Source organism: Paenibacillus arenilitoris (assembly GCF_014705655.1).
In the GTDB taxonomy this organism is placed as follows: domain Bacteria; phylum Bacillota; class Bacilli; order Paenibacillales; family Paenibacillaceae; genus Pristimantibacillus; species Pristimantibacillus arenilitoris.
On the sequence record NZ_JACXIY010000014.1, the window covers coordinates 246,283 to 270,042 of the forward strand.

Consider the following 23,760-nt stretch of genomic DNA (forward strand, 5'->3'; position numbering starts at 1 on the left):
TTAAGAATGGTGCGGCACGTTCCGATCGGCTCCGCCGGCCGCGGCGTGCCTGAATATCGCCTCCAGCAGCTCCTCGGCGGCATAAGCCCCTCTCGCTTCGGTGAACCGGATATGCGGATGCGAGTCATATACGCGTCCAAGCTCGCCGTGCGCGGGCGCGATCGCGTAATCGGCCGCGAGCAGCAGGCTCTCGTCGAGCAGACTGTCTCCGGCGGCGTATACATAGGCCGAAGCCAGCTTCTCCTTCACGTACCGAAGCGCGGCTCCTTTGCTTACCTTCTCCGGAACCAGGTAAATTTTACGTCCTTGGAGCGAATAGCTCCAGCCGAGCTCCACCGCCTGCCTCCTCAGCTCCTCGAGCTGATCCAGAGGCAGGCTGTCCCTCTCGACGACGATGGAGTAGAACAGGTCGTCGCACAGATCGGTCGACTTTACCCAGCTCGGGGAGGCTATCTTGGCGAACAGCTCGCCCATCTCGGCGCTTCCCGCGCAATACGTCTTCACGGCCTCTCTCACGTGCCGGTCCCATTCCCGGTCGATCCGTCCCTCTTCGAAGATCGCGCCGCCGTTGCTGACGATCGCATACCGCGGGCGAAGCTGCTCCTTAATGCCGAATATGCGGTCGTACTGCGCCGGAATGCGCGTCGTTACCGGCACGAAGGAAAGCATCGAACCGAGCTCTCGAAGCTTGCCTAGCGCCGGCTTCGTCATATACGAAATATGCCTGCCCTCATACAGCTCGACCGGCACCATGTCCTCAATCTCGATATTCCCTTTGGAACGGGCCGAATAGATGAGCGTCTGGTCCAAATCGCTCGCGAATATCATTCGCTCTCCCCCTTCACCGCTTTAATAATCCCGCAGCAGGAATACGTCATATGCGGATACTCCTCGACGGGCACGCCGCGATCCTTCGCCAGCAGCAAAATAGGCTTCAGATGCGGGTTGTCCGTCCGGTCGACGAGAATTTTCCACGGCACCCGGCGAAGCAGGACGCGCGTCGTCTCGCCGACGCCGGGCTTGATGAGATTGATGTCCGCGATGCCGAATTCTTGTTTTATGCGCGCGATGTCCCGCATTCCTCGCCACGTGACCGTATGATCGGCCTCTTGTTGACCGAATCGCTCCGCGGCACGCTTTGCCCTCTCCGTCACCCGGCCGAAATGCGCCGATATCGTATCGACGAACTGATTCGATACGTCCGAGCCGCTCCACTCGCGATAATATTTCGCCCCGTGGAAGTCGTCCGGCCCGATCAGGTCGTCCCGCAGCACGGTGCGGCTGATCAGTCCCGACACCGTCGCGTTCAAGCACGCGCTCGGGATAAGCAAGTCCTCGCGCGTTCCGAACAATTCCGCGCAGTGGCCGGGGTCGGCCAAGACGGCCAGGTCGTCGTCAAGCCGTATGCCATACTTGCGCTCCATCCCGGCGCACGCTTCGGTCAGCACGCCCCGGATCGCGCCTTTGCCGGTCCATCCGTCCACGAACTGCACGCGCTCATCCGGGTGGTTCTGATGGATGTAGCGCAGCGCGTTCTCGTCGATCCCTTTGCCTCGAATGATCGACAAGCTGTAGTGGGGCAGCGACACGCCGTAGGCATGCTGGACGTATCGCTTGATCAGCACGCCCACCGGCGTCCCGCCTCTCGCCAAGGAAGCGAGCACGATGCCGAAGCCGCGCCTTGCGACGATGCGCTCGGATACGATGCCGACGGCCTCCGCGAGCGCAAGGGCGGAATCGCCGAGCGTATCGCGGAACAGCCGGATATAGGCGGGCGTCGGCTCGTATTCGATCGGCAGGCTCTCGGAATAGTGCCCGCCCGATTGCATGGCCGATTCCCGCTCCTCGGTGCGCCGCTCCAGCCGGAGGCCGCTCAGATCCTTGAGCAGGAACACGACGTCCTCCGGCGAATAGCTGCCGATCGGCGCCGGATCCGCGATCCGCGCCCGGCCGCAATAAACGATAACAATGCGGGGAATCCCGAGCTCCCGGAGCGCTCTCTTCATATCGGCGAGCCGCTGTTCGGGCATCTCGCGCTCCATGAACAGAATCATTTCGTCATAATGGCCGCGCGGGATGTTATACATGAAATTCGTCACGCCGGAATGCTCGGGCGACTCGAAGCGGTATTTGGAACGGACCGCGTAGCCCGGGTCGTCGGACGGATGAATCGGGCTGCGCGTGCTGGATTGGTACCATGTGTCCGAGCCGAGAAGCGCCGCGATCCGCATCGGAACGTACATGAACTCGCCCGTCCCCATGCAGAGCGTCCTGCCGCCCGCGCGGTGCCCGCCGATTAACGCGGCCGCCCGGCCGATCTCCCGGTCGAGCCGGCCGCTCTCCTCCGAAGTTAGGCCGAAGCGTCCCGTATGCTTTAAATAAAACGCGTCGCCGCTCCCGGAAGCAAAACCCTCGAAGCAGGCGCTCGCATCGAGCTCCCGAATTTCCGGTTCGCACGCCGGTACGGTCTGCGCATGCCGGGCGTCGTCCCGATCCTCGCCCTCCACCGGGCCGCCGTGCACCTCGATGTCGCCCGACACGAGCGACAGGCAATCGATATGGACGCCCAGCTCCCGCATCGCTTCGCCGAAGCGGTCGGCGTCCGCATGCGAACGCCAATCGAGCAGGCTGGCGACGACGTAATTTTTGCGGCCGTATTTCCGGTGCAGATCGCGAATAATGTTGAGCGCGGTTTTGCCGGTCGTCAGCTCGTCGTCGACGAGCACGATCGTCTCCGCCTCCGCGAAGATCGCCGGATCGGCCGCATAGCAGCGGTGGGCCGTCGCATGGGAATGCTCCTCCTCGAAATCGATGCAGGAGGCCATCGAAGCCATGCTCTCCCTCGTCGTATGAAGGAAGGAGGCTTCGCCCTCGAACAGGTCGAACATGGCGTGGCCGAGCGCCGTCGCCGTCTCCGCGAAACCGATGAACAGCGTCTTTTCGTCCACGGCCATTTTATTTTGCTTAAGCGCCTCATAGACCTCGCCGGCTATCTCCGGACGCTCGAAAGCCTCTACGATCCGCTCCATCCCTACCGGAAGGGCGCCGCCCTTGAACTCGCGGTAGAGCAGCCCGAGCGAAGCGCCCGCCAGCAGCGAGACATGCGGCCTGACGGGAATATGCTTGCCCAGCACCTTGCTGACGAATAAGAAGCTGCGCTTCTTGTTGATCCTGGCCGCCATTTGAAACAGATCGTTCAGCGGGATGCCGAAGCGGTTGTCCCTGGCCTCGATCGAAACCTCTAAATCTCCCAATATATTAAACGATTGCCGATTCCCTCTCTTGCGCGAGTAAGCAGGTGAAGTTTTGGTTTTCATTTAGCACCCCGTATACGTTTGCTCTGATCATAATGCGGCCGGCCCATGTCATATGCGGCTTGAACTCGTTCATTTTGTTCGAATAACGGCTCTTCATGACGCCATGATCGCCCTTGCCGTTCTCGATAATGTGAAGCGCGTCCATATATTCCTCGTGGGTTACGACGTACATCGACTGCACCGGCCGGATATGGGTCGGGTGGATGATCGTTTTGCCGATCATGCCGTTCTCCTTGTCCATCGCCACCTCGCGAATAAGACCGTCTACGTACCGGTTAATATAATCCATCCGCAAGATCCGGCCGCTCCTGCCCATGCTTTCCTCGAAGGGAGTCTGCCTCAGCTGCGGCTTGAAGACGCGGTCGCTCTTGAAATATTCCCATACCGGACCCGAGATGACGTAATGGTCGTCCATCCGTCCGAACACGTTGACGATATCGGCGATGCAATCCCGGATGACGCCGATGTCGTAGATCGTATGGTCCGGGCTTCTGCGCAGGCCGAACAGGCTGGAGAAATCGGTCGCGCCGATTCGCACGTTCAGGATGTACGCCTTGTAGGACCGCAGCAGCTCGAAAATGCCGAGCAGCGCTTCGATCCGTTTCTCCCGGTAAATGACCTCCGAGCTTTCCAGAATCGGCATGCCGTACAGCGTCCCGCGGGACGCTGCGCTCCGCCTGTTGTATTCCGCCAAAATCCGCAAATATTCGCCGCCGGTTTCGACATTGAATTTGGGGAACACGATTCCCGTCACATACTCGATTTCTTCGCCGAAGAACGAAAGCAGCCGCTTCAGCTGGTCGACGGACCGCACCCGGATGAACAGCAGCGGGACGTTGCCTTGCTGAAGCAAGCCAATCGACAGGTACCGGCCGATCTTCAGCAGCGATTGCTTGAGCAGTTCCTCGGCATATTCGATTTGATTGTCGCCCACCGCATCCTCGAGGTCTATTACCATCGACACGAGCCCCTCGTGTTTGCCGGCCGCCAGATCGTCCGCGATGCTTTCCTTGGTGGCGGGCATGTAGAGCGCCGCGCCGACCGCGTGGGCAAGCACTTCTTTATCGGCTTTATTGTCGAAAGGTCTCGGAAGGGAATGGAAGAAGGACTGTTCTTCATCAACGGTAAGATAGTTAAAGTACCTCAAAGGTTATTCCTCCTCAAAAAGATGGGCTTGTCCTGCGCGTTTGCGTATGCGGATATGAGCGGCAGCGAGTCGAGGGTGAAAAAATATCCCTCACGTTTCGATGAGGGACTGTCGGCAGCTTTGGCCGTCGTTCGTCTTGGCTATATTCGCCTGAAGCGTCGGCAACCGGCTGAAGCGGACGGGAAAAGCACCCGCTAATTTTGCCCCATGCGGCCGGGTGAATCGGTTCGTTCGGCTAGGTGACGGTCCCGGCCCGCCCGAGCAACATTAGCTGACGCTCTTCCGATCGGAGCGGCAGCGGCGCTTCTACACCGATAGGCCGTAATTGCGGCACACCGCCGCGAGTCCTCCGGTAAATCCGGAGCCGACCGCCTGGAACTTCCACTCCGTTCCGTGCCGGTACAGCTCGCAGAATACGATCGCCGTTTCGACCGAAAATTCCTCGCCGAGATCGTAGCGAAGCACCTCTCTGCCCGTCGTTTCGTCGACGAGGCGGACGAAGGCGTTCGAAATTTGCCCGAAGTTCTGATGCTTGGCGTCCGCGTCGTGAATCGTGACGCTGATGCCTATCCGATGAATATGCGGCGGGATTTTCGCGAAATCGATTGTGATCTGCTCGTCGTCGCCGGCGCCTTCGCCCGTCCGGTTGTCGCCCGTATGCTCGACCGCTCCGCCGTAGGCGATTAGGGAATTGTAGAACACGAAATCCTTATCGTCCCGCGCCTTGCCGTCCTGATGCAGCAGGAACGCGCTCGCGTCCATATCGTAATCGCCGCCGCCCGCGTACTTGTTCGTGTCCCAGCCGAGGCCGAGGATGGCCTTCGTCAGGCCCGGATTCGTCTTCGTCAGATCGATGCGCTGCCCCTTGGACAGATTAATGGACATCCCTGCACTCCTCCTTCGCGATAATGGACCGCCGCCCTAGGTTTGAATGCCGAAGTCGCCGCACAGTCCGGCCAAGCCGTCCCGGTAGCCGCTGCCGACCGCGCTGAACTTCCATTCGCCGCTATGCCGGTACAGTTCGCCGACGACGACCGCGGTTTCGACCGAGAAATCCTCGCCCAGGTCGTAGCGGATAAGCTCGGCGCCCGTATCTTCGTTAATGACGCGCACGTAGGCGTTCGCGACCTGGCCGAAGTTCTGGCTGCGGGCGGCCGCGTCGTGGATCGTAATGCAGAAAGCGACCTTCTGCGTATCCGCGGGCACGGCCGTCAGATTAATGCTGATCGTCTCGTCGTCGCCCGCGCCGACGCCGCTTTGATTGTCGCCGGAAGAAACGATCGAGCCGTTCGCGTTGGATTTGTTGTTATAGAAAATAAAATCCTTCTCGCCATTCACCTTGCCGGACCCGTTCAGGCAGAACGCCGTCGCGTCCAGGTCGAACTGGCTGCCGCCGTCGTATTTGTTGACGTCCCAGCCAAGGCCCACTTTGATTTTTGTCATGCCCGGATTGGACTTGGTCAGATCGACCTTCTGACCTTTGGATAAATTAACCGCCATGAGAATGCCTCCTCGAAGGATGTAGGATCATTTTAAAAAAAGGGCCGCACGAGGCGACCCTTCGCGTTAAGTAAGGGGCTGTTAGTTGGTAGCCAGGCCGTAGTTGCGGGCAAGGCCGGCAAGGCCGTCCTGGAAGCCGCTTCCGACCGCGCTGAATTTCCACTCGCCGGAGTGGCGGTAGAGCTCGCCGACGATAACCGCCGTCTCGATGGAGAAGTCTTCTCCGAGATCGTAACGGATCAGCTCCGTGCCGCTTTGCTCGTCGACGATGCGAACGAAGGCGTTGGACACTTGTCCGAAGTTTTGGCTGCGCTCGTGGCCTTCATAGATCGTGATGCAGAACGCGATTTTGTCCGTTTCGGCGGGAACCGCCGCCAGATCGACCGCGATCTTCTCGTCGTCGCCGTCGCCCGCGCCCGTGCGGTTGTCGCCCGCGTGCGCGACGGAGCCGTTCGAGTTCTTCGGATTGTTGTAGAAAATAAAGTCGGATTCGGAATTCGCTTTGCCTTGCGCGTTCAAGCAGAATACGGAAGCATCGAGGTCGAAGTCCTTGCCGCCGTCGTACTTATTCGTATCCCAGCCGAGACCGACCAAAATTTTCGTCAGCCCGGGATTTGTTTTCGTAAGATCGATTTTCTGACCTTTGGATAAGCTGATCGCCATTGTGTGGATGCCCTCTTTTCTCTATCAAATTATTGGTATTGACGAGCAAGAATGTCGACATGCGCCGCATGCGCGCCTTCGCCGATCGCGCTGAATTTCCATTCGCCGCTATGGCGGTAGAGCTCTCCGACGATCAATGCCGTCTTGCCGGAGTAGTTGTCCGTCAAGTTAAAGCGGATAAGCTCCTGGTTGTTAACCGGGTTGACGATGCGGATGAATGCCGATCGAATCATGCCGAAATCCTGGCGTCTCGATTCGCTTTCGTAAATGTTGACGACGCACAGGATTTTGTGAACGTTCGCCGGCACGCGGTCCAGCTGCACGATGATTTGCTCGTCGTCGCCTTCGCCGTCGCCCGTAAGGTTGTCGCCGGAATGAATGACGGAGTTGCAGCCGCTCTGCTTATTATAGAAGCATACGAGATTTCTTTCGCCGCTCAGCTTGCCTTTCTCGTCGAGCAGCAGCGCCGAAGCGTCGCAGTCGACGTTGGCCGCCTTCTTCATGCCGAAGAAGCCGCTTTTCACCTCCGCCGGGTCCCAGCCGAGTCCGACGATCACTTTCGTAAGGCCCGCGTTTCCTTTGGTCAAATCTACCTTCTGACCTTTAACGAGAGAAATAGCCATTGTATTTGCACCCCCTTTCCGTGAGGTTCCAATTCGTTAACAAGCTATACGCCTATCGGACGACATGCGTTCCAAAAAGTTCGCCTGATCGGATTTTAATCTATCTATAATTCTATAACAAGCCTGCGTCGGATTACAAATTTCTACAAATCAAGCAGGTTGCATCCTATCGGGCCGACCATGAAAAAAAGGTGGCAAATTCAATGAAACCACGAGATAATGAGAACAAACAAATCCATTCGTTCGGGGTGGTCCCATGACATTTCTCAAAAGAAACAAAACCGTCCTCATCTTCGGCGTCCTGCTCCTCATTAACGGGCTGTTTCTCCTCTCCATCCTGCTCTCCAAAAGCTGATGGCGATCCGCGACATCGATGAAGCCGCGGCCGAACGTCTCGCGCATCCGGACAACGGCCCGGCCGCCGTCTACTTCTATACCCCTCTATGCGGCACGTGCAAGCTCGGCGAGCGCATGCTCGAAATCGCCGTCGCCGCAGGCGCCGACACGCCCGTCGCCAAGCTGAATATCAACTACGCGCCGCATCTCCGCGACGTTTGGCGGATCGCGAGCGTTCCATGCCTGGTGCTCCTGCAGGGCGGCGAGCCGGTCCGGAAGGAATACGCGATGAAATCGGTCGATTCCCTGTACCTCTTGCTGAAGCGGAAGAACCCCGGCTGAGGCATGGCGCGGACCGTCAGGCCCGGCCATTCTCCCCGGCCGCGCTTAGGCGCGCCCGCAGCCCGCGAATTTCCTCCATAAGCATCCGCTGCTCCTCCGGATCGTCCGGCTGCGCGCTGCCCATCAATTGCGCCAGGCGCAGGCCAAGCCTCTCCCTCTCGTTCAAGCCAAGCTGCTCTTCGGCCGTAAGCGTCCGGCTGCGGTCGCGCGACATATATTCGTCGTAAGTGCCGGGATATTGGACGAGCCCGCCCTTGCCGTCCATCACGACGAGCCGGTTCGCCGTCTGCCTGATCAAATACCGGTCATGCGTCACAAGCAGCACCGCGCCCGGATAATGCCGAAGCGCCTCCTCCACCTTCTCCCGCGTGCCGATATCCAAGTAGTTCGTCGGTTCGTCTAGGACAAGCAGATTGGCTTTGCCGAAAAACAGCTTCAGAAAAGCTACCCTGCTCTTCTCTCCCATGCTCAAATCGCCGATCCGCTTGAACGCGTCCTCCCTCGTGAACAGGAAGCAGCCCAGAATCGTCCGCGCATGCGACTGCGTCATCCCCGGCAGGACGAGAAGGCTGTCCAGTATGGTCGTATCGTCGTCCAGCTTGCCGAGCTCCTGCTCGAAGTAACCGATGCGCGTCTGAGGATGGATGCTCACGGCGCCTTCCCGCGGATTCAAGATGCCTGTCGCCAGCTTCAGCAGCGTCGACTTGCCCGCCCCGTTCGGCCCGAGCACCGCAATCCTATCGCCTCGGTCGATCGTAAGGCCGAAGCGTTCGAACAACGGCTTCCGTCCGTCGTACGCGAAGCCGACGTTCTCCATCCGGAGCAGCGTCGACGCCGCGAAGCCTTCCGTCTCCAGCTCCATGCGCAGCTGCGCTTCTTCGCGGGGCTTCTGCACCTTGCTGCCGTCCAGCCGCGCCAGCGCGGATTCCTTCGCATGCAGGCGCGAGACGTTCTTCTTCGATTTCGAACGGAGAAAATCGTTCTGTCCCGCCGCCTTGTGCGCCTGCTGGAACCACTCCGCGTACATTCGTATACTCTCGAGCAGCTTCTCGCGCTCCTGCTCCTGCTTCTTGTACAGCGCCTCCTGCGTGCGCAGCTCGATTTCCTTCTGGGCTTTGTACGCGGAATATCCGCCCGGATATCGCCTGCAGCCGTCCGCTTCCAGCTCCAGAACCGCCTTCGCGGTCCGGTCCATGAACGTCCGATCATGCGACACATAGATGACCGTGCCCGGGTAATTTCGCACCCAATGCTCCAGCCATTCGAGCGCATCCGCGTCCAAATGATTCGTCGGCTCGTCGAGCAGAATGAGCTTCGGCTCCCTAACCGTCAGCGCCGCCAGCTGCGCCTTCGTCTTCTGGCCGCCGCTCAGCTCGGCGAACGGCGCTTCCCAGAGCGCCGCTTCGAAGCCGAGCTCCCTTAAGGAGCGCTCGACCAGCGCTTCCCAGCCGTAGCCGTCAAGCTGCGCGTATCGCTCGTACAAGTCGCTATACCGGCCAAGCAGCTCGGCGCTTTCCGGTTCTTCCTTAAGCCGCTGCGTCAAATCGGCAATCGAGCGCTTCAAGGCGTACAGTTCCGGGGAGCCGGCCTGCACGAATTGTTCCAGCGTCAAGTCCGAGCCCGTCTGCGCCTGCTGGTCGAGCCAGCCCCAGTCGGCGAGCGGCAGCAAGCGCCGGACGTCCCCGGCGTCGAAAGCCAGCCTTCCGGTCAGCCCTCGCAGCAGCGTCGATTTGCCTGCGCCGTTGCGCCCGAAGAGCGCGAGCCGTTCGCCTTCCTTCACCTCGAACGTTACGCCTTCGAACAGCTTCGCGCCGTCCCATTCTTTCGTCGCGTTCCTCACTTTAATAAGCGTCGTCATGCTTCCATTCCCCATTTCCGTTATCAAAAAATAAAAACCGCGGCCAGCGGCTCGCGGTCGATTGCGTATGGGGAAATTCGGCTGCGCGAAAAGGAGGCGATGCCCCGCTCCGCTTCGCAAGTCGCGAGCAGGCGAGCATCTCGTCGCGCTCGCAGCCGAATGCTGATTCCTGAAGCCCCCAAATAGACGCACGTATCCCCGACCGGTTCTCCAACATTTGCGAGAACGCCGCTTGCGCATAGACAAGTCGATAGCAGGAAACGCGTGCTTACTTCATCGTTAAGGGGCCCTCCGTCAGTCATCAGAATGGATATGCGTCTATTATACGAGAGAGGCGAAATCATTTTCAAGAAGAAATCGTTTCGGGCGGTACCAAAAAAAGTTAGTACTTGGCGCCGGAAGCGTCAACCCCGATCATTATTCGTAACAACATTCATCGGAGGTGCGCTCATGAACGCGGTTTATATTACGAGCATCGGAAAGTTTCTTCCCGGGCCGCCCGTCGGCAATGAGGAAATCGAGGACTATATCGGCCGGATCGACGGCAAAGGCTCGAAGTCGATGCGGCGGGTGCTCGATCAGAACCGTATCCGTTACCGCCATTATGCCATAGACAAGGAACAAAGAAGCTTGCATTCCAATGCGGAAATGGCTGCGCTCGCCATTCGCGACGCGCTGGATCGGAGCGAGGAGGATCTGGCCGAAAGCATCGGCTTCCTGGCTGCCGGCACGACGCAGGGCGACCTGCTCGTGCCCGGCTTCGCCAGCATGGTGCACGCGGAGACGGGGCTGCCGGTCATGGAGGTCGCGACGCATCACGGCGTATGCGCCAGCGGCATGCAGGCGCTCATGAACGCCTACCTGCATATCCGCTCCGGCGAGCAGCGGACGGCCGTCTCCTGCGCCAGCGAATTTCCGAGCCGCGCGTTCAAGCATACCCGCTTCGAGGCGCAGGCAGCGCTTGCCGGCCGTTCGGTCTCGTTCGATACCGACTTCCTGCGGTTCATGCTGTCCGACGGCGCCGGCGCGGCCGTCCTGCAGCATAAGCCGGCCGCAGGAGGCCTGTCGCTTCGTATCGAGTGGATCGATATCAAGTCGTACGCCAACCACTACGACGTCTGCATGTATGCCGGCGCGAACAAGGAGAACGGGGAGTGCGGCAGCTGGCTCGATTACGCGTCCGTTCAGGAAGCGGCGGATGACGGAGCGGTCAATTTGAAGCAGGACATTCGGCTCGTGAACGAAATGCCGAAGGTCGGCGTGAAGCGCTTTTTCGAGCTGGTCGAGGAAGGGAAGGTCGATCCGTCGCGGATCGATTGGATGGCATGCCACTATTCGTCGCATTTTTTCCGCGAGGAAATTTTCCGGCTGCTGCGGCTTGGCGGCCTGTCGATTCCGGAGGAGAAGTGGTTCACGAACCTGTATACGAAGGGCAATACCGGCGCGGCTTCGATCTATATCATGCTTGAAGAGCTGCTGAACGAAGGACGGCTGAAGCCGGGCGAGCAGGTGCTGTGCATGGTGCCCGAGAGCGGCCGGTTCCAAACCGCCTACATGCTGCTTACCGTTGTCGGCGGCGTGGAGGGCGCCGCCTCCGCATTCGAAGAGCGGCAGCCCGAGGCGCCTCGCCTGGCCTACGACGCGGGCGACGACGTGCAGGCGCAGCTGGTCAGGCAGCTCGTCTCGGTATGGATCGATTTCGAGCAGAAGCTGGCCCGGGTGCCCGTCATTGACAAGCTGTACCGCGGCCGGTTCACCTTGGACGACTATAAGCTGCTGATGATGAACATCCGACAGCAGGTGATCGACGGCTCGCAGTGGATCGCGCGCGCCGCGTCGCATATCGCGATCGAGCATATCGATCTCCGTTCGGCGTTCATCGCCCATGCCCGCGACGAGCATCGCGACTTTCAAATTTTGGAGCGCAACTACGTCGCCGTCGGAGGCGCGCTCGCGGACATCAGGTCCGGCGGCAAAAACATCGGAAGCGAGGCGTTGTCCGCCTACCTGTTCCAGCGGGCGAGCCGCGACAACCCGTTCGATCTGATCGGCGCGATGTGGATCATCGAAGGGCTTGGCTGCCGGATGGCGAGATACTGGGGCGAGATGATCCGCGACCAGCTTGCCCTAAGCGACGAGCAGGTGTCGTTCCTGCTGTACCACAGCGAGTCGGACGAGAAGCATTTTGAACGGCTGGAGGCGGTCGTGCGGCATCCGCTGCTGACGGCGGACATCGCGGCCCGCGTCGCCAAGACGGCCAAGACGACCGCCAGGCTGTACCTGCTGCAGCTGGAGGAGCTGGGAAACGTATGAGCGAAGCCGATTTCTTCAAAAACATGCCGCATGACAAAAACGATCCGAACCCGTTCCTCGCCGTGTTCATGGATCGGAGCATTCCGTTCAACGAGGACGCGAAAGCCGCCTATTTGAAAGATTGCTCCAGCAGGTCGCGGCAGTTCCTGCTTCCCGTGCTGAGGCCGGTCGCGCGGCTCATGATCGCGCTGCTGCAGCTGTATAAAATCGTCGTGCCGAGGGCTTTCACTTCTTCCAAGCTGCTGCACCGCGTACTCTATCTGGGCATGAAGACGTTCGTCAGCCCAAGCGCGAATTATATGATCCTGCGGCATTTCTATCTCGGCTCGGAGGTGCTCGCCTTCATCCGCGACAACGTGCCGGGCGTGCAGATCGAGATGAATCCGCTGAAGCCGACGAGCCTTGCGCCGGTGAAGGACGATTTGTTCCTCATCCACGATTTGAACCTGTACAACTTCATCATTAATTTGAATCGCGAGCTGCAGAGCAAAGGAATCGAGGTGACGAAGCAAGAGCGGCTGAACCTCGCGGCCGTCACTTCAGGCCCGATTCCGATTGAACCGATGCCGAAGCGGTGGACGAACTTCATGGATTTGACGACGGCGATCGAATGCTTCACCCCCGTCTATCAGCTGTTCCTGACGGACAACGACTTCTGGCGGGCGACCAATTCGCTGCAGCTCGACGAGACGATCGGTATTCTCGCGTCGAAGATCATCGGCAGCAACGACCGCCTCGCGCTTATAAACAACAAGCATCCGATGGTGCCGCTCACGACGCTCCGCGCGGGCTTCAGGCTCGTGCTCCACGGCCTCGCGACCGAGCAGCTCCACGCCCTGCTCGTCGAGCTGAAGCAGAAGCAGGAAGCGCAGGACCAAGCGGTCGCAGCTTCGCCGGAAAGGTAGCCCTGCATGGCGGCGATGAACGCGATGACCTTATGCAAAAAGAAGGTAGGCTCCTCCTGTCCGAGAGAGCATACCTTCTTTTGTTTGCAATATACGATTTCGCCGTTCGTTCGGCTACTGCCGCGTCACCGTGAAGCCGGCTTGCTCGAGCTGCGGCACGATGCCGTGTTCCCCTAGCATATGAGCGGCCCCGACTACGACAAAGCGGACGTTCTTCTCCTCGCCGTTCAGAAATCCGGCAATTTTCTCGACCATCGGCTTGTTGCGGTCCTCGAGCATCGCTTTATAAAGCTCCTCGCCCATCGCCGCCTCGTTCGTCAGGGCAAGCAGCTGAGCCTCGTCCCCGGTTGCCCAAGTTTCCGTCAGCTGTTCGAGCGAGGATTCCTCGGCATAATAGCCTTCGATGGAAGCCGTAAGCATCTGCTCCTGCAGCTCCGGAGAGAATTCATCGAACATGCGCAGCTGAGCCTCGATCGATTCCAGCTCGACGACCGCCTGCCCGCTTTCCGTTGCCTGCTCAAGGAAATAAGCATCGATGCCGATCCCCGCGTCGTAGCCCGATTTAAGCGTCGTCAAGTAATCGATCGTCGAAGAAACGCTCCACGGCTTGAAGGCGTCCATCGCCGTCTCCTCCATGCCGTTCTCCTTGAGCAGCTGCACCAGCTTCTTGTATGTATCCTCGGCGATATGGTCCTTCAGCGTCGTGCCGTCCTTATACGCGCTCAAATCGACGACAAGCTGCCGATTCGCCTCGACGTTGGCTTGCCTAATGTCCGCCTCGACGACAAGGATGTCGGAAGCTTCGTACGCCTCCATTATTTCCGGGCGAAGCGGATACATAGCCTCGCTGGCGACATGGATCGAGCCAAGCAGGTAGACCGTATTGCCGGAATTCTCCGCCTTCCAGAGGAAGCCGACCGACGGCTCGTCCTCTTCCAGCGTAACCGCACGGTTCTCGCCGTTCCAAGACACCTCGTAGCCCGCCGCTTCGCCGACGAAGCGCAGCGGTACGTAAGCGGTGCCCTTGACGAGACGGGGAACGACGACGAGCTGCCGCTCTTCCTCGTTGACGTGCGCAACCGGATCGTCCATCCTGAGCGTTACCGTCAAGCCTTCCTTCGTACCCGTCGCGGCCTGCGTCTGCTCGTCCCAGCTATAAGCGAACGCCAGCTCTTCGAGCAGCGGCTCCGCCGGCACGAGCGTCGTGCCTTGCTCGATCAACGGCTGCAGCCCTTCTTCCAGCTCGAGCCTCTCGTCGCCGATCCATACCGTTACGGGCTTCGCCTCCGCTTGAACCCCCGTCGCAAATGAAAATAATAGAGCCAATGCTGCAAGCCATAATGCCATCTTTTTCATTTAATTTCCGATCTCCTTCCGCATTAAAGCAATTATCGTTCACCTAACGATTTCGGCTCCCGCATCACCTCGTCTCTCCTTTTGGTATCCACATTTTAACGATTTCTTCCACGCAATTTCCAGATCGGAAAATACGAATCCGGTTTGCGCTGATCCGCAACAGAAAGAACCGGCTCCTCCCATAGAGGCGCCGGCCTTCCAGTTTCATGCGCGATGCGGTAGCGCCTGTCCTTCGACCGGCTAAGCCGCGCATTGGCCTAATAATACTTGTACATTTTTTTGGCGCGCTTTCTCTTGACGTGCTTGCTCTTGACGTGCTTGCATTTGATGCAGTAACTTTTGACGGGAAAACAAACCTTTTTCCGTTTGCGGCTCGGCTTCTTCTCCACTTTCATGCCAACGGAAACGGCCGTAATCGCCGACAAGCTGATATAGCTGACGACGCCGTCCACGCTAAGCGCGGCGCTTCCGCCGACAATGCCCAAATAGACGCCGGTTTTGGATACGCCGTTAAATTGGATGCGAACATTAGGCGTGCCGACTCCGATTTTGCTTAGAATGCCATGGCCATATTCGTTTTTCTTGCCGCCGTCTTCCTTGCCGCCGCCGCTATCGCCGCTTTTGAAGCCCCAATCCTTCCAGCCCTTGCTTTCCCATTCCCAATCCTTCCAGCCGTTGCTTTTATGCTTGGATCCGTGGAACCACTTGTGACCGCCGCTATTGCAATCTCCTCTGCCTGACATACCGATCTACTCCTTTCTTTCCGAGTTGCTATATCATATGGAAATTCATAGAGTCGGTGTGGATGTTTTGGTAGATTCGGAGGTGGTTTGTCTTATTTTTCGCTATGGCAAAAAAAGCCTAAAGGATGATTGCTCCTTAAAGCAGGCTTTGCGCGCCTCAACTACGGCTCGGCACACATTACAAAGCAGCGTTGGCGTCTATTCCTGAATTTTTTTGAGCAGCTCGAGCAGCCGCTTCTTCTCCTCCCGGCTTAAGGCGCCGAATCGGGATGCCTGGAATTGCTCCTGCACCGGAACGACGTCGGCGTACAACTCCTTGCCTCTTTCCGTTAACGAAACGTATTTATGCTTCCAGGTCTGTTCCCGCTTCACGAGGCCGAGCTCCTCCAGCTTGCCGAGCAGCTGCGTTATATTGCCTTTGGTGACAAAAAGCTTCTCCGCCAGCTGCTGCTGCGTCAGCCGGTCATGGGCGCCGACCTGAGCCAGCACATCGAATTGCGCCGCGGTCAAGCCCCACTGCTTCAAATGACGATGGGACTCCTTCAGGCTCCGGCCGTACGCACGGGACAGTCGAAACCAGATCAGGAGCCCCAGCCGCTCGTCGCGCTTCGATAAGCCGGAATCGAAACGATGCTCGGTCACGTAACCACTCCAATCATGTATATTTGTCATCAGTTTAGTTATAAACTGATATAAAGTCAACTCGGTCCGTTTTTAATCCCCTACCTCGGACTAGCGCAACGGCCGCCGCCGTATGATAAGATAAGCGGATACTGAACGGATCTGCGCACGCTACCGCACGCACTTTTTGTTTTACAACGGATGAAGGAGAAATGACATGCTCCAAAGGAATCATTATTCGCAGCCCCTGCCTCCGGCGGGACAAACGCAGCTGACGACGGCGACGCGAAGCAGGCGGAACCGCAATCGGGCGCTGCTTCTGATCATTTTAGCGCTCACCGCGTATCTGATATGGAAGTCGGTTTGGCCCTTCGAGCGCTCCGTGCCGGAAGAGGAGATCGTCCCCGTCCATCCCGTATCGGAGCTTCATCCGATCGTGGCCGCCAAGCAAAGCGAGCTCATCGCGGAGACGGCCAAGCTTGGCATTACGATTCTGATCACCGACGGCTTCCGCTCGGTCGAGGAGCAGGATGCGCTATACGCGCAAGGCCGCACCGCCGAAGGCGACGTCGTCACGCAAGTGCAGGGCGGGAATTCGTATCATAATTACGGGCTTGCCATCGATTTTGCCCTGCGCACGAAGGCGGGCGAGGTCGTGTGGGACATGCAATACGACGGGAACAAGAACGGCGAGGCCGATTGGATGGAGGTCGTGGACGTTGCGAAGCGGCTCGGCTTCACTTGGGGCGGAGACTGGGCGAACTTCCCGGATTATCCGCATCTGCAGATGGACTTCGGCTACACGATCCGCCAGCTGAAGAGGGGCATGCGGCCGCCGGTCGAGGCCGAGTAGGCGAGGGTTACGCCAATGGCGCTATTATTTCAAAAAATGAAACTAAATCGATCCGTTACCTTTTCGCTCCCGATTTAGTTTCAATATTTGAATTTAAACGATATTTTTTCGCGCTTATCCTTTCGAGATAAGCCAGTTTGTTTCAAAATTTGAAACTAAAATCCCGGTTTCTCCTCTTCCTTTCGGTTTTAGTTTCCGTTTTTGAAATTAACCCCTGCCAGAAGAGCAGCCTATTGCGGATAGACTGCTCAACTACCTGCAAACACGACCGTAGTTCGAGTTTCCGAGGGTTGCATCCATTTGGAAGAGGAATTCCTGGAATTCCTAAAACCGGTTAATGTTCAACGAGCGCTCTATCCCCCGCCGCCGCCGGCTTCGCCTTCCCGCCGCGTCTCATCGACAAGTACAGGCTAATGACCAGCACAACGGCGCCGAGCATATAAGGCGCATTGATGTGCACGTCGTAGATCGTGCCCGCGACGGCAGGGCCGAATATGTTGCCGAGACTCATGTAGGCATTGTTCATGCCGGCGACGAACCCCTGCTCGTCGCCCGCCGACTTCGATAGGAGCGTGTTAATGGCCGGGCGCATGACCGAGGTGAAGGTGAAGAAGAATGCCGTCAGGATGAGCACGTAGACGAAGTTGCCGGACAACAGCATGAGCAGCAGCGCCGCGGCCGACAGCAGGAACGTCCAGTTGATCAGCCTCTTCTCGCCGAACCGGTTAATGAGCTTGCCGATGAACAAAGCTTGTATGACCGTCCCCGCAAGCGCACCGACCGTAATAATGATCGATATTTCGAGCGCGGTGTAACCGAACTTCGCGTCGACGAAGAGCGGGAAGATCGCTTCGAAATTCGCCAGTCCGAACGTCAGGGAGAAGATGAGGACAAGCAATATAAAGTAGGATGCCTTGAACGATTTGGCGAACTGTTTGAAAATATTGTCCCGCTTCACGATCGCCGCGCGCGCCGCCGCTCTCGCCTCGCGCGACAGCGACTCCGGCACGAACAGCAGCGAGCCGATCGTCGCAAGCGCCCCTACCGCGGCCGATACGTAGAACGGCGTGCGGAAGCCGAATTCGGCCAGAAAGCCGCCGATGCCCGGGCCGATGACGAAGCCGAGCGACATGGAGGCGCCGAGCAGGCCGAGTCCCTTGCCGCGGCTTTCTTCCGACGTAATGTCCGCTACGTAAGCGAGCATGGCCGGAATCATCGCCGCCGCCCCGACTCCCCCGATTAACCGGGACAAGTAGAGCAGCGGGATCTGCTCGGCGACGGCGAAGACGAGATTCGAGACCGTAAACAGCAGTAGGCCGGCTACGATCATAATCTTCCGCCCGTATTTGTCGGACAGCTCGCCGGCGATCGGCGAGAAAATAAACTGCGTGACGCCGAAGGCCGCGATGAGATAGCCGGCCGTCTTGCCGCCGGCGCCGAATTCCTTCAAAAATTCCGGCAGCACGGGAATAATGAGTCCGATGCCCAGCATCGCGATAAACATGTTAATCATCAGGAACAGCATTTGCTTGTTCCCCTTGGATGTTGCCTGCATTTCCAATCTCCATCCTGTCCGATAAGTCTTTTTTTATAGTCCTGCTACGATTTCATAAGAGCGCAGACGGGCTTGGTGATCGAAAATATGGGCGGCCACCATAATCTCGTCCGCTTGCGTCGCTTCCATGTACCGCTTCAGCTTCCCGCGGACCGTCTCCGGGCCGCCGACAATCGAAGAGCCGAGCTGCTGCTGCAGCGCCGCCTTCTCCTGCTCGCTCCACAATTGATCCATATTGCGGACAGGTGCCGGCAGCGGACCTCTCGTATTGCGGATGAACGAGAGGAACAGCTGCTGCATCGACGTCGCCAGGTACCCCGCCTCCTCGTCCGTATCCGCCGCGACGATGTTGACCGCTACCATGCCGTACGGCTTATCCAGCACCTCGGATGGCTTGAAGTTGCTGCGGTACAAATTCATCGCCGGTATGGTGAAGTTCGGGGAGAAATGTCCGGCGAACGCGAACGGCAGGCCAAGCTCCGCAGCCAGCATCGCGCTGAAATCGCTCGAGCCGAGCAGCCAGATCGGGATGTTCAGCCCTTCGCCTGGAATCGCGCGCACCGGCATGCCGACTTCCGCCCTCGACGGGTCGAGGAACGCCCGCAGTTCCGCCAGCTGCTCGGGAAAATCATGCCCGTTGCTTCTGCGGCTGCCTCGCAAAGCGGCGGCCGTGAGGCCGTCCGTGCCGGGCGCCCGCCCGAGTCCGAGATCGATCCGGCCTGGGAAGAGCGACTCCAGCGTCCCGAATTGCTCGGCAATGACGAGCGGCGCATGGTTCGGCAGCATGATGCCCCCCGAGCCGACTCGGATCGTCGAGGTCCCGGCCGCGACATGGCCGATGACGATCGACGTAGCGGAGCTGGCAATGCTCGGCGCATTATGGTGTTCGGCCAGCCAGTAACGGTTGTAGCCCCACTTCTCGGCGTGGCGCGCAAGATCAAGCGTATTGCCGAGCGACTCGGCGACCGAGCCGCCTTCGACGATCGGGGATACATCGAGGACGGATAGCGGAATGCGGAACGTTTCGTTTATTTGTTGACGGTCTGACACTTTGTTCACCTCTTCTGCATAATCGAGATAGCCGCTGCCGGGTTCGTCCTTCAGCGCGCTTCGGCTTTGGCTTCTCTCTAACTGTATGAATAGCGGATACACTTTGAGTGCGGAAACAGCGCCATACACGGTCCAAGCCGCGTGACGGTTTAGGCCGGTTCGACGCCATACTATCCCGGCAGCCGACCCGCCTTACGCCTGCTTCGTCTTTAACTTCTGCTGGCACTGCCGGATCTTATCCAACACCGTTTGCAGCGTATTCTGCTCCAAGTAAGCTTCGTAGTGAAGCTCGGCCTCGTAGAAGAAGTGGTCCATGACAACCTGTATGTTCGCGGAGACCAAACACTCCTCTTCCGGATTGCCGGAGCACCAATGCGGCTTCAAGGCGCCGCCGGACAACACGCGATAAATTTCGGCCAGCGTAACTTCCTTGGGGTCGCAGCTCAAAATGTAGCCGCCGCCGATTCCTTCCTTCGTTCTCACGTAGCCGCTCTTGCGCAGCGTGCTCATAATTTTGCGGATTCGGGTCGGGTTGGTCGTTACGTTGCGCGCGATCGTCTCGCTGCTAGCCATATGATCGGGCAAATAGGCGAGCAGCACCAAGCTGTGCACCGCCACCGTAAACTCACTGTTCATCTTTACACTCCCTCTCGTGAAGGATACTGTAATACTATTTCATACAGTTAAGAAAGTCAAATCCGAATTTTGCGAGGGAAGGAGAAGCGGCGCAACACAGCCCTTCTCCTCCCCCAGCGCAGACCGATGGACAGGAGAGTTGCACGTTAAGGCTCGTAGCCTTCTTTGACCGTATCCTTCGGATCCCAAATCGACCAGGCCGCTTCCAACAAATTGCCTTGATCGTCTCTGAAATAAAAATATTTCGCTTCGCCGCCGCCGAGAATCCGTAGCTCGCCCACGTCGACGCCTTTGCCCGCTAACTCGCTGTGCGTATGCTCGATATTCGGGCAGTTGAGGGCCATGATGGGAAACGGCGCGCCGTTTCTTGCGATTTCCAGCGGCTTGCGGTCCTCCGTCTCAATGAGCAGGAGCGCGATCGAATGCTGGTGGGGATGATGCAGTACGGCCAAATAAGAGCCCCGGTCCTGGAACTTGTCGATCAGCTTGAACGATAGATGATTCGTATACCATTCCACCGATCGGTCGATTGCCGTCGTAGGGGCGTATACGTAGCCGATTCTGGTAAAAGCAAATTCGCGATTCACCCGGCTTCCTCCTTATCCTCTAAAGGCTATGCTTCCGGCTCCTGGAACACTTGAAACTTGTTCCCGTCGGGATCCTTGAACATGAGCTGCAGTCCGCAGCTTCCTTCGTCCCGGATATCGGCTTCGACCCAGGCGCCCGATTCCTTCAGCGAAGCGTATAGAGGCTGGATTCTCGTGGTCGTGAAGCAAATCGGAAACATCTCGAACGGCGCTCCGTCGTCCGCCCACCCTGTCGTGGAGAAGGTAAGCGGCGTCATGTCAGGGCTCGGCAGCAGGAACAGCCACTGCCCTTCATCCATAACCATAATGGCTCCTCTGCCGGGCTCGACGGGGGAGCGAAGCTTCATCCCGAGCACCCGTCCATACCATTCCGCCGCTTTTTCCGGGCTCGCTACCGGGACATAGGCGCAGTTAATGTTTTTGATCATCGTCATCTCTCCTTAAGGTTTCAGTGCGACATATACGTCGATTTCATTATCGTCCCGGTCGGGCTTGTAGCGGTCGTCCCACACCTCGAAGTCGTATCCGTCCGGCTGGCGTCCATTCTCCTGCATCCAGCGGCCGTACAGCAGGTCGTACGTCCGGCCAAGCTCCGACTCGAGCCCGACATGCGTCAGCTTGACGTATTCCCGGGAAGGAAGCGATCGGACCGCGAATCCTTCGGGAACGGCCGTCCCTTCCGGGACCGCATAACCGATTAGCTGCGTAAACGCGTCCGTATGCGGATTAAATCCGGGCTTCATCGGATAGATCTGTACGAGATAGACGGCATCGGACAAGCGCCCGCCGAACTGCCCGCGCGCCTCCCGCACCTTCTCGAGCGCACGGGTACCGAGCTCCTGCTCGGCAATTTCCCGTAAATTCGCTTCGAACGCCACGCCGGCGACGGTGAAGCCGGCCTTCTCCACGATCGCCGGCTCTGCCGGCGGCGCTTCTTCCGATGCCGATGCCGACGCCGCGGCCGACTCCAGGCGATCCGCATGGCAGCGCAGCAGCTCCTCAACCGGAATTCCGTTAATGCGCATGCCTTCGACCCGGCAATCGATCAGCTCCACGCCGCTCAAGTTGCACGATTCGAATACCGCCGTGCTCAAATCGCTGTTCAGGAAACGGACAGGCTCTACGTTGACCCAGCCGTCGGTTCCGGCTTCCTCCTCCAATTGGCTGACCGCGGCGTCCGGTCGCCGGATATTTTCGAATAAGGTTCCGCCCATCTGCACTTCATCGACATGCACGTTCGAGAAATAGATGTGCTTCCACGCGGAATCGACGAAATTGACATGCTCAAGCGACGTTTCCCTCGCGTCGACGCCGTGAAGCTCGGCTCCTTTCAGGCATACCATATGCAGCTTCTCCCCGCGCAAATCTTCAAGCTCGAAGCCGCCTTTGCGATCGATCATCCTCTTGTCCGTTAAAGCCATCGCCCTCAACCCTCTCCCATTAGCAACGATTAATTGACCCAGACTTCCGAGTAATACTCTTTCATGAAATGAAACAGCTGCTCCAGCTGCCGGACGCCCTCCTCCTCCGCTTCCCTTGCCTGCCGCAGCAGCCGGATCGCGCGATCCGCTTCCGCCGGATCCTTCGGCCGCCCGCCTTCCGGGAACGGGAACAGCTCCCTTAACCGGCCGAGCGCCTCGGCGACCGTCCCGTAACGGGCAGCGGCTTCCCCCGCATGCTTGCGAACGGTGCGCTCCACTACGTTGGCGCCATCCCAGCGGAACGCTACCTCGCGCAAGAAACGCTCGGCGAATTCCCTGGCATCGGCAATGACGGCCGTGTTGTACGCATTGCCGTATTCGTCGGCGCCGCGCCGCTCCATGACGCCGATCCAGGCGTCGTACCCGGCCAGCCCATGCGCGAACCTGTCGCCGAACACATGGGTCCATTCCTTGCCTCGCGCATGGTCCACGATCATCGACAGCGCCATTCGCAGCACCTCGTATTTCGAATGCGGCAGGCTCTCGCTGATCGTCGTCACGAACAGAAGATCGATCTTCGGATTCGCGAACTGCTCGTACGTCAACGTTCCGTCCTTCGAGACGTCCTTGGCGTAAAACAGCTGCTTGTCGTCGTCATAGCCGTAAATCAAGCCGAATTCGGGAACGAACAGATCGAACGCGATGGCCGGAACGCCTCGGTCGATCGATTGCTGAACGAGCGCGATGGTCCGCTCGACCTTATCCGGCGTCAGCGGCGCGGAAGGGTCGGCCAGGCAGCTCGTGAAGCCGAGATTGCACAGATTGCGGCGAAGAATGTACCCGCCGGGGAACGAGGTCGGTCCCGCGGCGTTGACGCTGTCCGGGTCGATATTCATGCGGAAGGCATGGCCGGTTAATCCCATGACGTCCGAGAGCGAATAGTGCTTCTTGTCCGTATAGCCGACCGCCCCGTGTATAGCCGCCGCCGATGTCCATGTCTTCGACCAATCCTTCCGAGCCTCCATGAACGTCTCATCTCCAATCCCGTAAGAAGATTATGATAGTAGCTACAACCTGGGAGGAACCAACAGCTTCCTGCTCGGCAGGCCGAGCGCCGCCCGACGCTGCACGTACAGGCCGATCGTTACGCGGATGCGTTCCTTCTGGAGCTTGGCGCGGGATTTGGACAAGGAGTTGTATACGCCGGCGGTCGTCGTTCCGAACAGCTCGGCGATCTCGGCAGGAGGAAGCTCTCCGAAGAATCGGGCTTCGAAAATGCCGCGTTCCCGCTTGTTCAAGCAGCCGATCAGCTCATGGATGCCCTGAAGCACCTCTTGCCGAAGCAAATGCTTCTCCGGCTCTTCCCCGCTTCTTGCCCCTTCGGCCGCGTGATCCGCCAAGTGGAACAAAATGCTGTCGATGTCGGTGCAGTCGACCGGCTGGCCGCTTCCTCCCGAGCGGGCTTCCGCCTCCGGTCCTTGCCGGCTCCCGAAGCTGCAGAACGGCTTCTCCTTGGCATGCGGGCCTCCGCGCCTAAGCTTCATATAAGCCTGATTGCGGACGATGCGGTGGAGCCACGGCATGAACCGGCCGGCATCGGCGAGCGTACCCAGATGAAGAAACGCCCGGATCAGCGCTTCCTGCACGATATCCTCCGCGAGAAACCGGTCCTTCAGCAGCGAACCCGCAAGGCCCAGCGCCTTCGCCCGATGCTTGCGGACAAGCTCGCCGAACGCTTCCGTGTCGCCCGCTCGGGCCCGTTCGACGAGTTCGCGCTCCGTCTCCCCCGGTGCCGATGGCCCGGCCGGCCAATCGGACTTCCCAAGCTCCAACACGTTCAATGCCATCCCTCCCGCAACATGGATGCCGCCCGCGGCCGAAATCTATCCAACTTTACTGATCTATTTGCAAAAAAATAAATGAAGCTGCCCGAA

General features: G+C 58.8%; 23 protein-coding genes and 1 pseudogene. 4 read left to right on the forward strand and 20 right to left on the reverse strand.

Going from position 1 to position 23,760, the window contains the following annotated elements; genetic code table 11:
* From IDH41_RS12470 to IDH41_RS12500, 8 genes and pseudogenes are all read right to left on the reverse strand, one after another.
* Positions 1 to 828: an HAD family hydrolase gene (locus IDH41_RS12470; protein WP_190861447.1), complete on the reverse strand. Its 828-nt coding sequence runs from the start codon at positions 826 to 828 to the stop codon at positions 1 to 3.
* Entirely contained in the window at positions 825 to 2,006 is a 1,182-nt protein-coding gene (locus IDH41_RS31335; protein ID WP_223829691.1) for a cysteine protease StiP family protein, read from the reverse strand. The genes IDH41_RS12470 and IDH41_RS31335 overlap by 4 nt, the downstream gene beginning before the upstream one ends.
* Before the next feature lie 9 nt (positions 2,007 to 2,015).
* Positions 2,016 to 3,317, reverse strand: a pseudogene (locus tag IDH41_RS31340) (phosphoribosyltransferase family protein); the annotation flags it as partial.
* A complete protein-coding gene (locus tag IDH41_RS12480; protein WP_190861450.1) occupies positions 3,259 to 4,464 on the reverse strand; it encodes an HpcH/HpaI aldolase/citrate lyase family protein in 1,206 nt (401 codons plus the stop codon). The pseudogene IDH41_RS31340 and the gene IDH41_RS12480, both read right to left, overlap by 59 nt.
* Positions 4,465 to 4,770: 306 nt before the next feature.
* Positions 4,771 to 5,349: a TerD family protein gene (locus IDH41_RS12485; protein WP_190861452.1), complete on the reverse strand. Its 579-nt coding sequence runs from the start codon at positions 5,347 to 5,349 to the stop codon at positions 4,771 to 4,773.
* Between the two features lie 36 nt (positions 5,350 to 5,385).
* Positions 5,386 to 5,964, reverse strand: coding sequence for a TerD family protein (locus IDH41_RS12490; protein WP_190861453.1), 579 nt, complete (start codon positions 5,962 to 5,964; stop codon positions 5,386 to 5,388).
* A gap of 81 nt (positions 5,965 to 6,045) precedes the next feature.
* The gene (locus tag IDH41_RS12495) at positions 6,046 to 6,627 is read right to left on the reverse strand and encodes a TerD family protein (protein ID WP_190861455.1); all 582 of its coding nucleotides are present in this window, start codon (positions 6,625 to 6,627) and stop codon (positions 6,046 to 6,048) included.
* Positions 6,628 to 6,656: 29 nt separating this feature from the next.
* Positions 6,657 to 7,250, reverse strand: coding sequence for a TerD family protein (locus IDH41_RS12500; protein WP_190861456.1), 594 nt, complete (start codon positions 7,248 to 7,250; stop codon positions 6,657 to 6,659).
* Positions 7,251 to 7,604: 354 nt separating this feature from the next.
* Between IDH41_RS12500 and IDH41_RS12505 the strand changes: the two genes are divergently transcribed.
* Positions 7,605 to 7,928: a thioredoxin family protein gene (locus IDH41_RS12505; RefSeq protein ID WP_190861457.1), complete on the forward strand. Its 324-nt coding sequence runs from the start codon at positions 7,605 to 7,607 to the stop codon at positions 7,926 to 7,928.
* A gap of 16 nt (positions 7,929 to 7,944) precedes the next feature.
* Here the strand turns inward: IDH41_RS12505 and abc-f are convergent, their stop codons facing one another.
* Positions 7,945 to 10,026 carry a ribosomal protection-like ABC-F family protein gene (gene abc-f / locus IDH41_RS12510; RefSeq protein WP_449867050.1) on the reverse strand — a complete coding sequence of 694 codons (2,082 nt, stop codon included), beginning with the start codon at positions 10,024 to 10,026 and terminating at the stop codon, positions 7,945 to 7,947.
* Between the two features lie 210 nt (positions 10,027 to 10,236).
* Between abc-f and IDH41_RS12515 the strand changes: the two genes are divergently transcribed.
* On the forward strand, positions 10,237 to 12,099 hold the full coding sequence (locus IDH41_RS12515) for a 3-oxoacyl-[acyl-carrier-protein] synthase III C-terminal domain-containing protein (protein ID WP_190861459.1): 1,863 nt from the start codon (positions 10,237 to 10,239) through the stop codon (positions 12,097 to 12,099).
* On the forward strand, positions 12,096 to 13,004 hold the full coding sequence (locus tag IDH41_RS12520) for a DUF6999 family protein (protein ID WP_190861460.1): 909 nt from the start codon (positions 12,096 to 12,098) through the stop codon (positions 13,002 to 13,004). The genes IDH41_RS12515 and IDH41_RS12520 overlap by 4 nt, the downstream gene beginning before the upstream one ends.
* Before the next feature lie 114 nt (positions 13,005 to 13,118).
* On the opposite strand, the gene IDH41_RS12525 is transcribed toward IDH41_RS12520, so the two are convergent.
* The 3 genes from IDH41_RS12525 to IDH41_RS12535 form a co-directional block, all read right to left on the reverse strand.
* Positions 13,119 to 14,360: a TraB/GumN family protein gene (locus IDH41_RS12525; protein ID WP_190861461.1), complete on the reverse strand. Its 1,242-nt coding sequence runs from the start codon at positions 14,358 to 14,360 to the stop codon at positions 13,119 to 13,121.
* A gap of 257 nt (positions 14,361 to 14,617) precedes the next feature.
* Complete coding sequence (locus tag IDH41_RS12530; RefSeq protein ID WP_190861462.1) at positions 14,618 to 15,103, reverse strand: hypothetical protein; 486 nt, start codon at positions 15,101 to 15,103, stop codon at positions 14,618 to 14,620.
* 198 nt (positions 15,104 to 15,301) lie between these two features.
* Complete coding sequence (locus IDH41_RS12535; RefSeq protein ID WP_317890735.1) at positions 15,302 to 15,745, reverse strand: MarR family winged helix-turn-helix transcriptional regulator; 444 nt, start codon at positions 15,743 to 15,745, stop codon at positions 15,302 to 15,304.
* Between the two features lie 196 nt (positions 15,746 to 15,941).
* On the opposite strand from IDH41_RS12535, the gene IDH41_RS12540 reads away from it, so the two are divergent.
* Positions 15,942 to 16,577, forward strand: a complete 636-nt coding sequence (locus IDH41_RS12540) for a M15 family metallopeptidase (protein ID WP_190861464.1) — start codon at positions 15,942 to 15,944, stop codon at positions 16,575 to 16,577.
* A gap of 334 nt (positions 16,578 to 16,911) precedes the next feature.
* Here IDH41_RS12540 and IDH41_RS12545 read toward each other — a convergent pair whose 3' ends face one another.
* The 8 genes from IDH41_RS12545 to IDH41_RS12580 all read right to left on the reverse strand — a co-directional run bounded on the left by IDH41_RS12545 (position 16,912) and on the right by IDH41_RS12580 (position 23,661).
* Positions 16,912 to 18,132, reverse strand: coding sequence for an MFS transporter (locus IDH41_RS12545; protein ID WP_190861465.1), 1,221 nt, complete (start codon positions 18,130 to 18,132; stop codon positions 16,912 to 16,914).
* A gap of 33 nt (positions 18,133 to 18,165) precedes the next feature.
* Complete coding sequence (locus tag IDH41_RS12550) at positions 18,166 to 19,182, reverse strand: LLM class flavin-dependent oxidoreductase (protein WP_317890736.1); 1,017 nt, start codon at positions 19,180 to 19,182, stop codon at positions 18,166 to 18,168.
* Between the two features lie 192 nt (positions 19,183 to 19,374).
* On the reverse strand, positions 19,375 to 19,818 hold the full coding sequence (locus tag IDH41_RS12555; protein ID WP_190861467.1) for an Rrf2 family transcriptional regulator: 444 nt from the start codon (positions 19,816 to 19,818) through the stop codon (positions 19,375 to 19,377).
* 146 nt (positions 19,819 to 19,964) lie between these two features.
* Positions 19,965 to 20,405 (reverse strand): VOC family protein, encoded by a 441-nt coding sequence (locus IDH41_RS12560; RefSeq protein WP_190861468.1) that lies wholly within the window; start codon positions 20,403 to 20,405, stop codon positions 19,965 to 19,967.
* 26 nt (positions 20,406 to 20,431) lie between these two features.
* Positions 20,432 to 20,833: a VOC family protein gene (locus tag IDH41_RS12565; protein ID WP_223829675.1), complete on the reverse strand. Its 402-nt coding sequence runs from the start codon at positions 20,831 to 20,833 to the stop codon at positions 20,432 to 20,434.
* Positions 20,834 to 20,845: 12 nt separating this feature from the next.
* Positions 20,846 to 21,826 carry a GyrI-like domain-containing protein gene (locus IDH41_RS31345; RefSeq protein ID WP_223829676.1) on the reverse strand — a complete coding sequence of 327 codons (981 nt, stop codon included), beginning with the start codon at positions 21,824 to 21,826 and terminating at the stop codon, positions 20,846 to 20,848.
* 29 nt (positions 21,827 to 21,855) lie between these two features.
* Positions 21,856 to 22,851, reverse strand: coding sequence for a hypothetical protein (locus IDH41_RS12575; protein WP_190861471.1), 996 nt, complete (start codon positions 22,849 to 22,851; stop codon positions 21,856 to 21,858).
* Positions 22,852 to 22,893: 42 nt separating this feature from the next.
* Positions 22,894 to 23,661, reverse strand: coding sequence for an RNA polymerase sigma factor (locus tag IDH41_RS12580; RefSeq protein ID WP_317890738.1), 768 nt, complete (start codon positions 23,659 to 23,661; stop codon positions 22,894 to 22,896).
* Positions 23,662 to 23,760 lie beyond the last annotated feature (99 nt).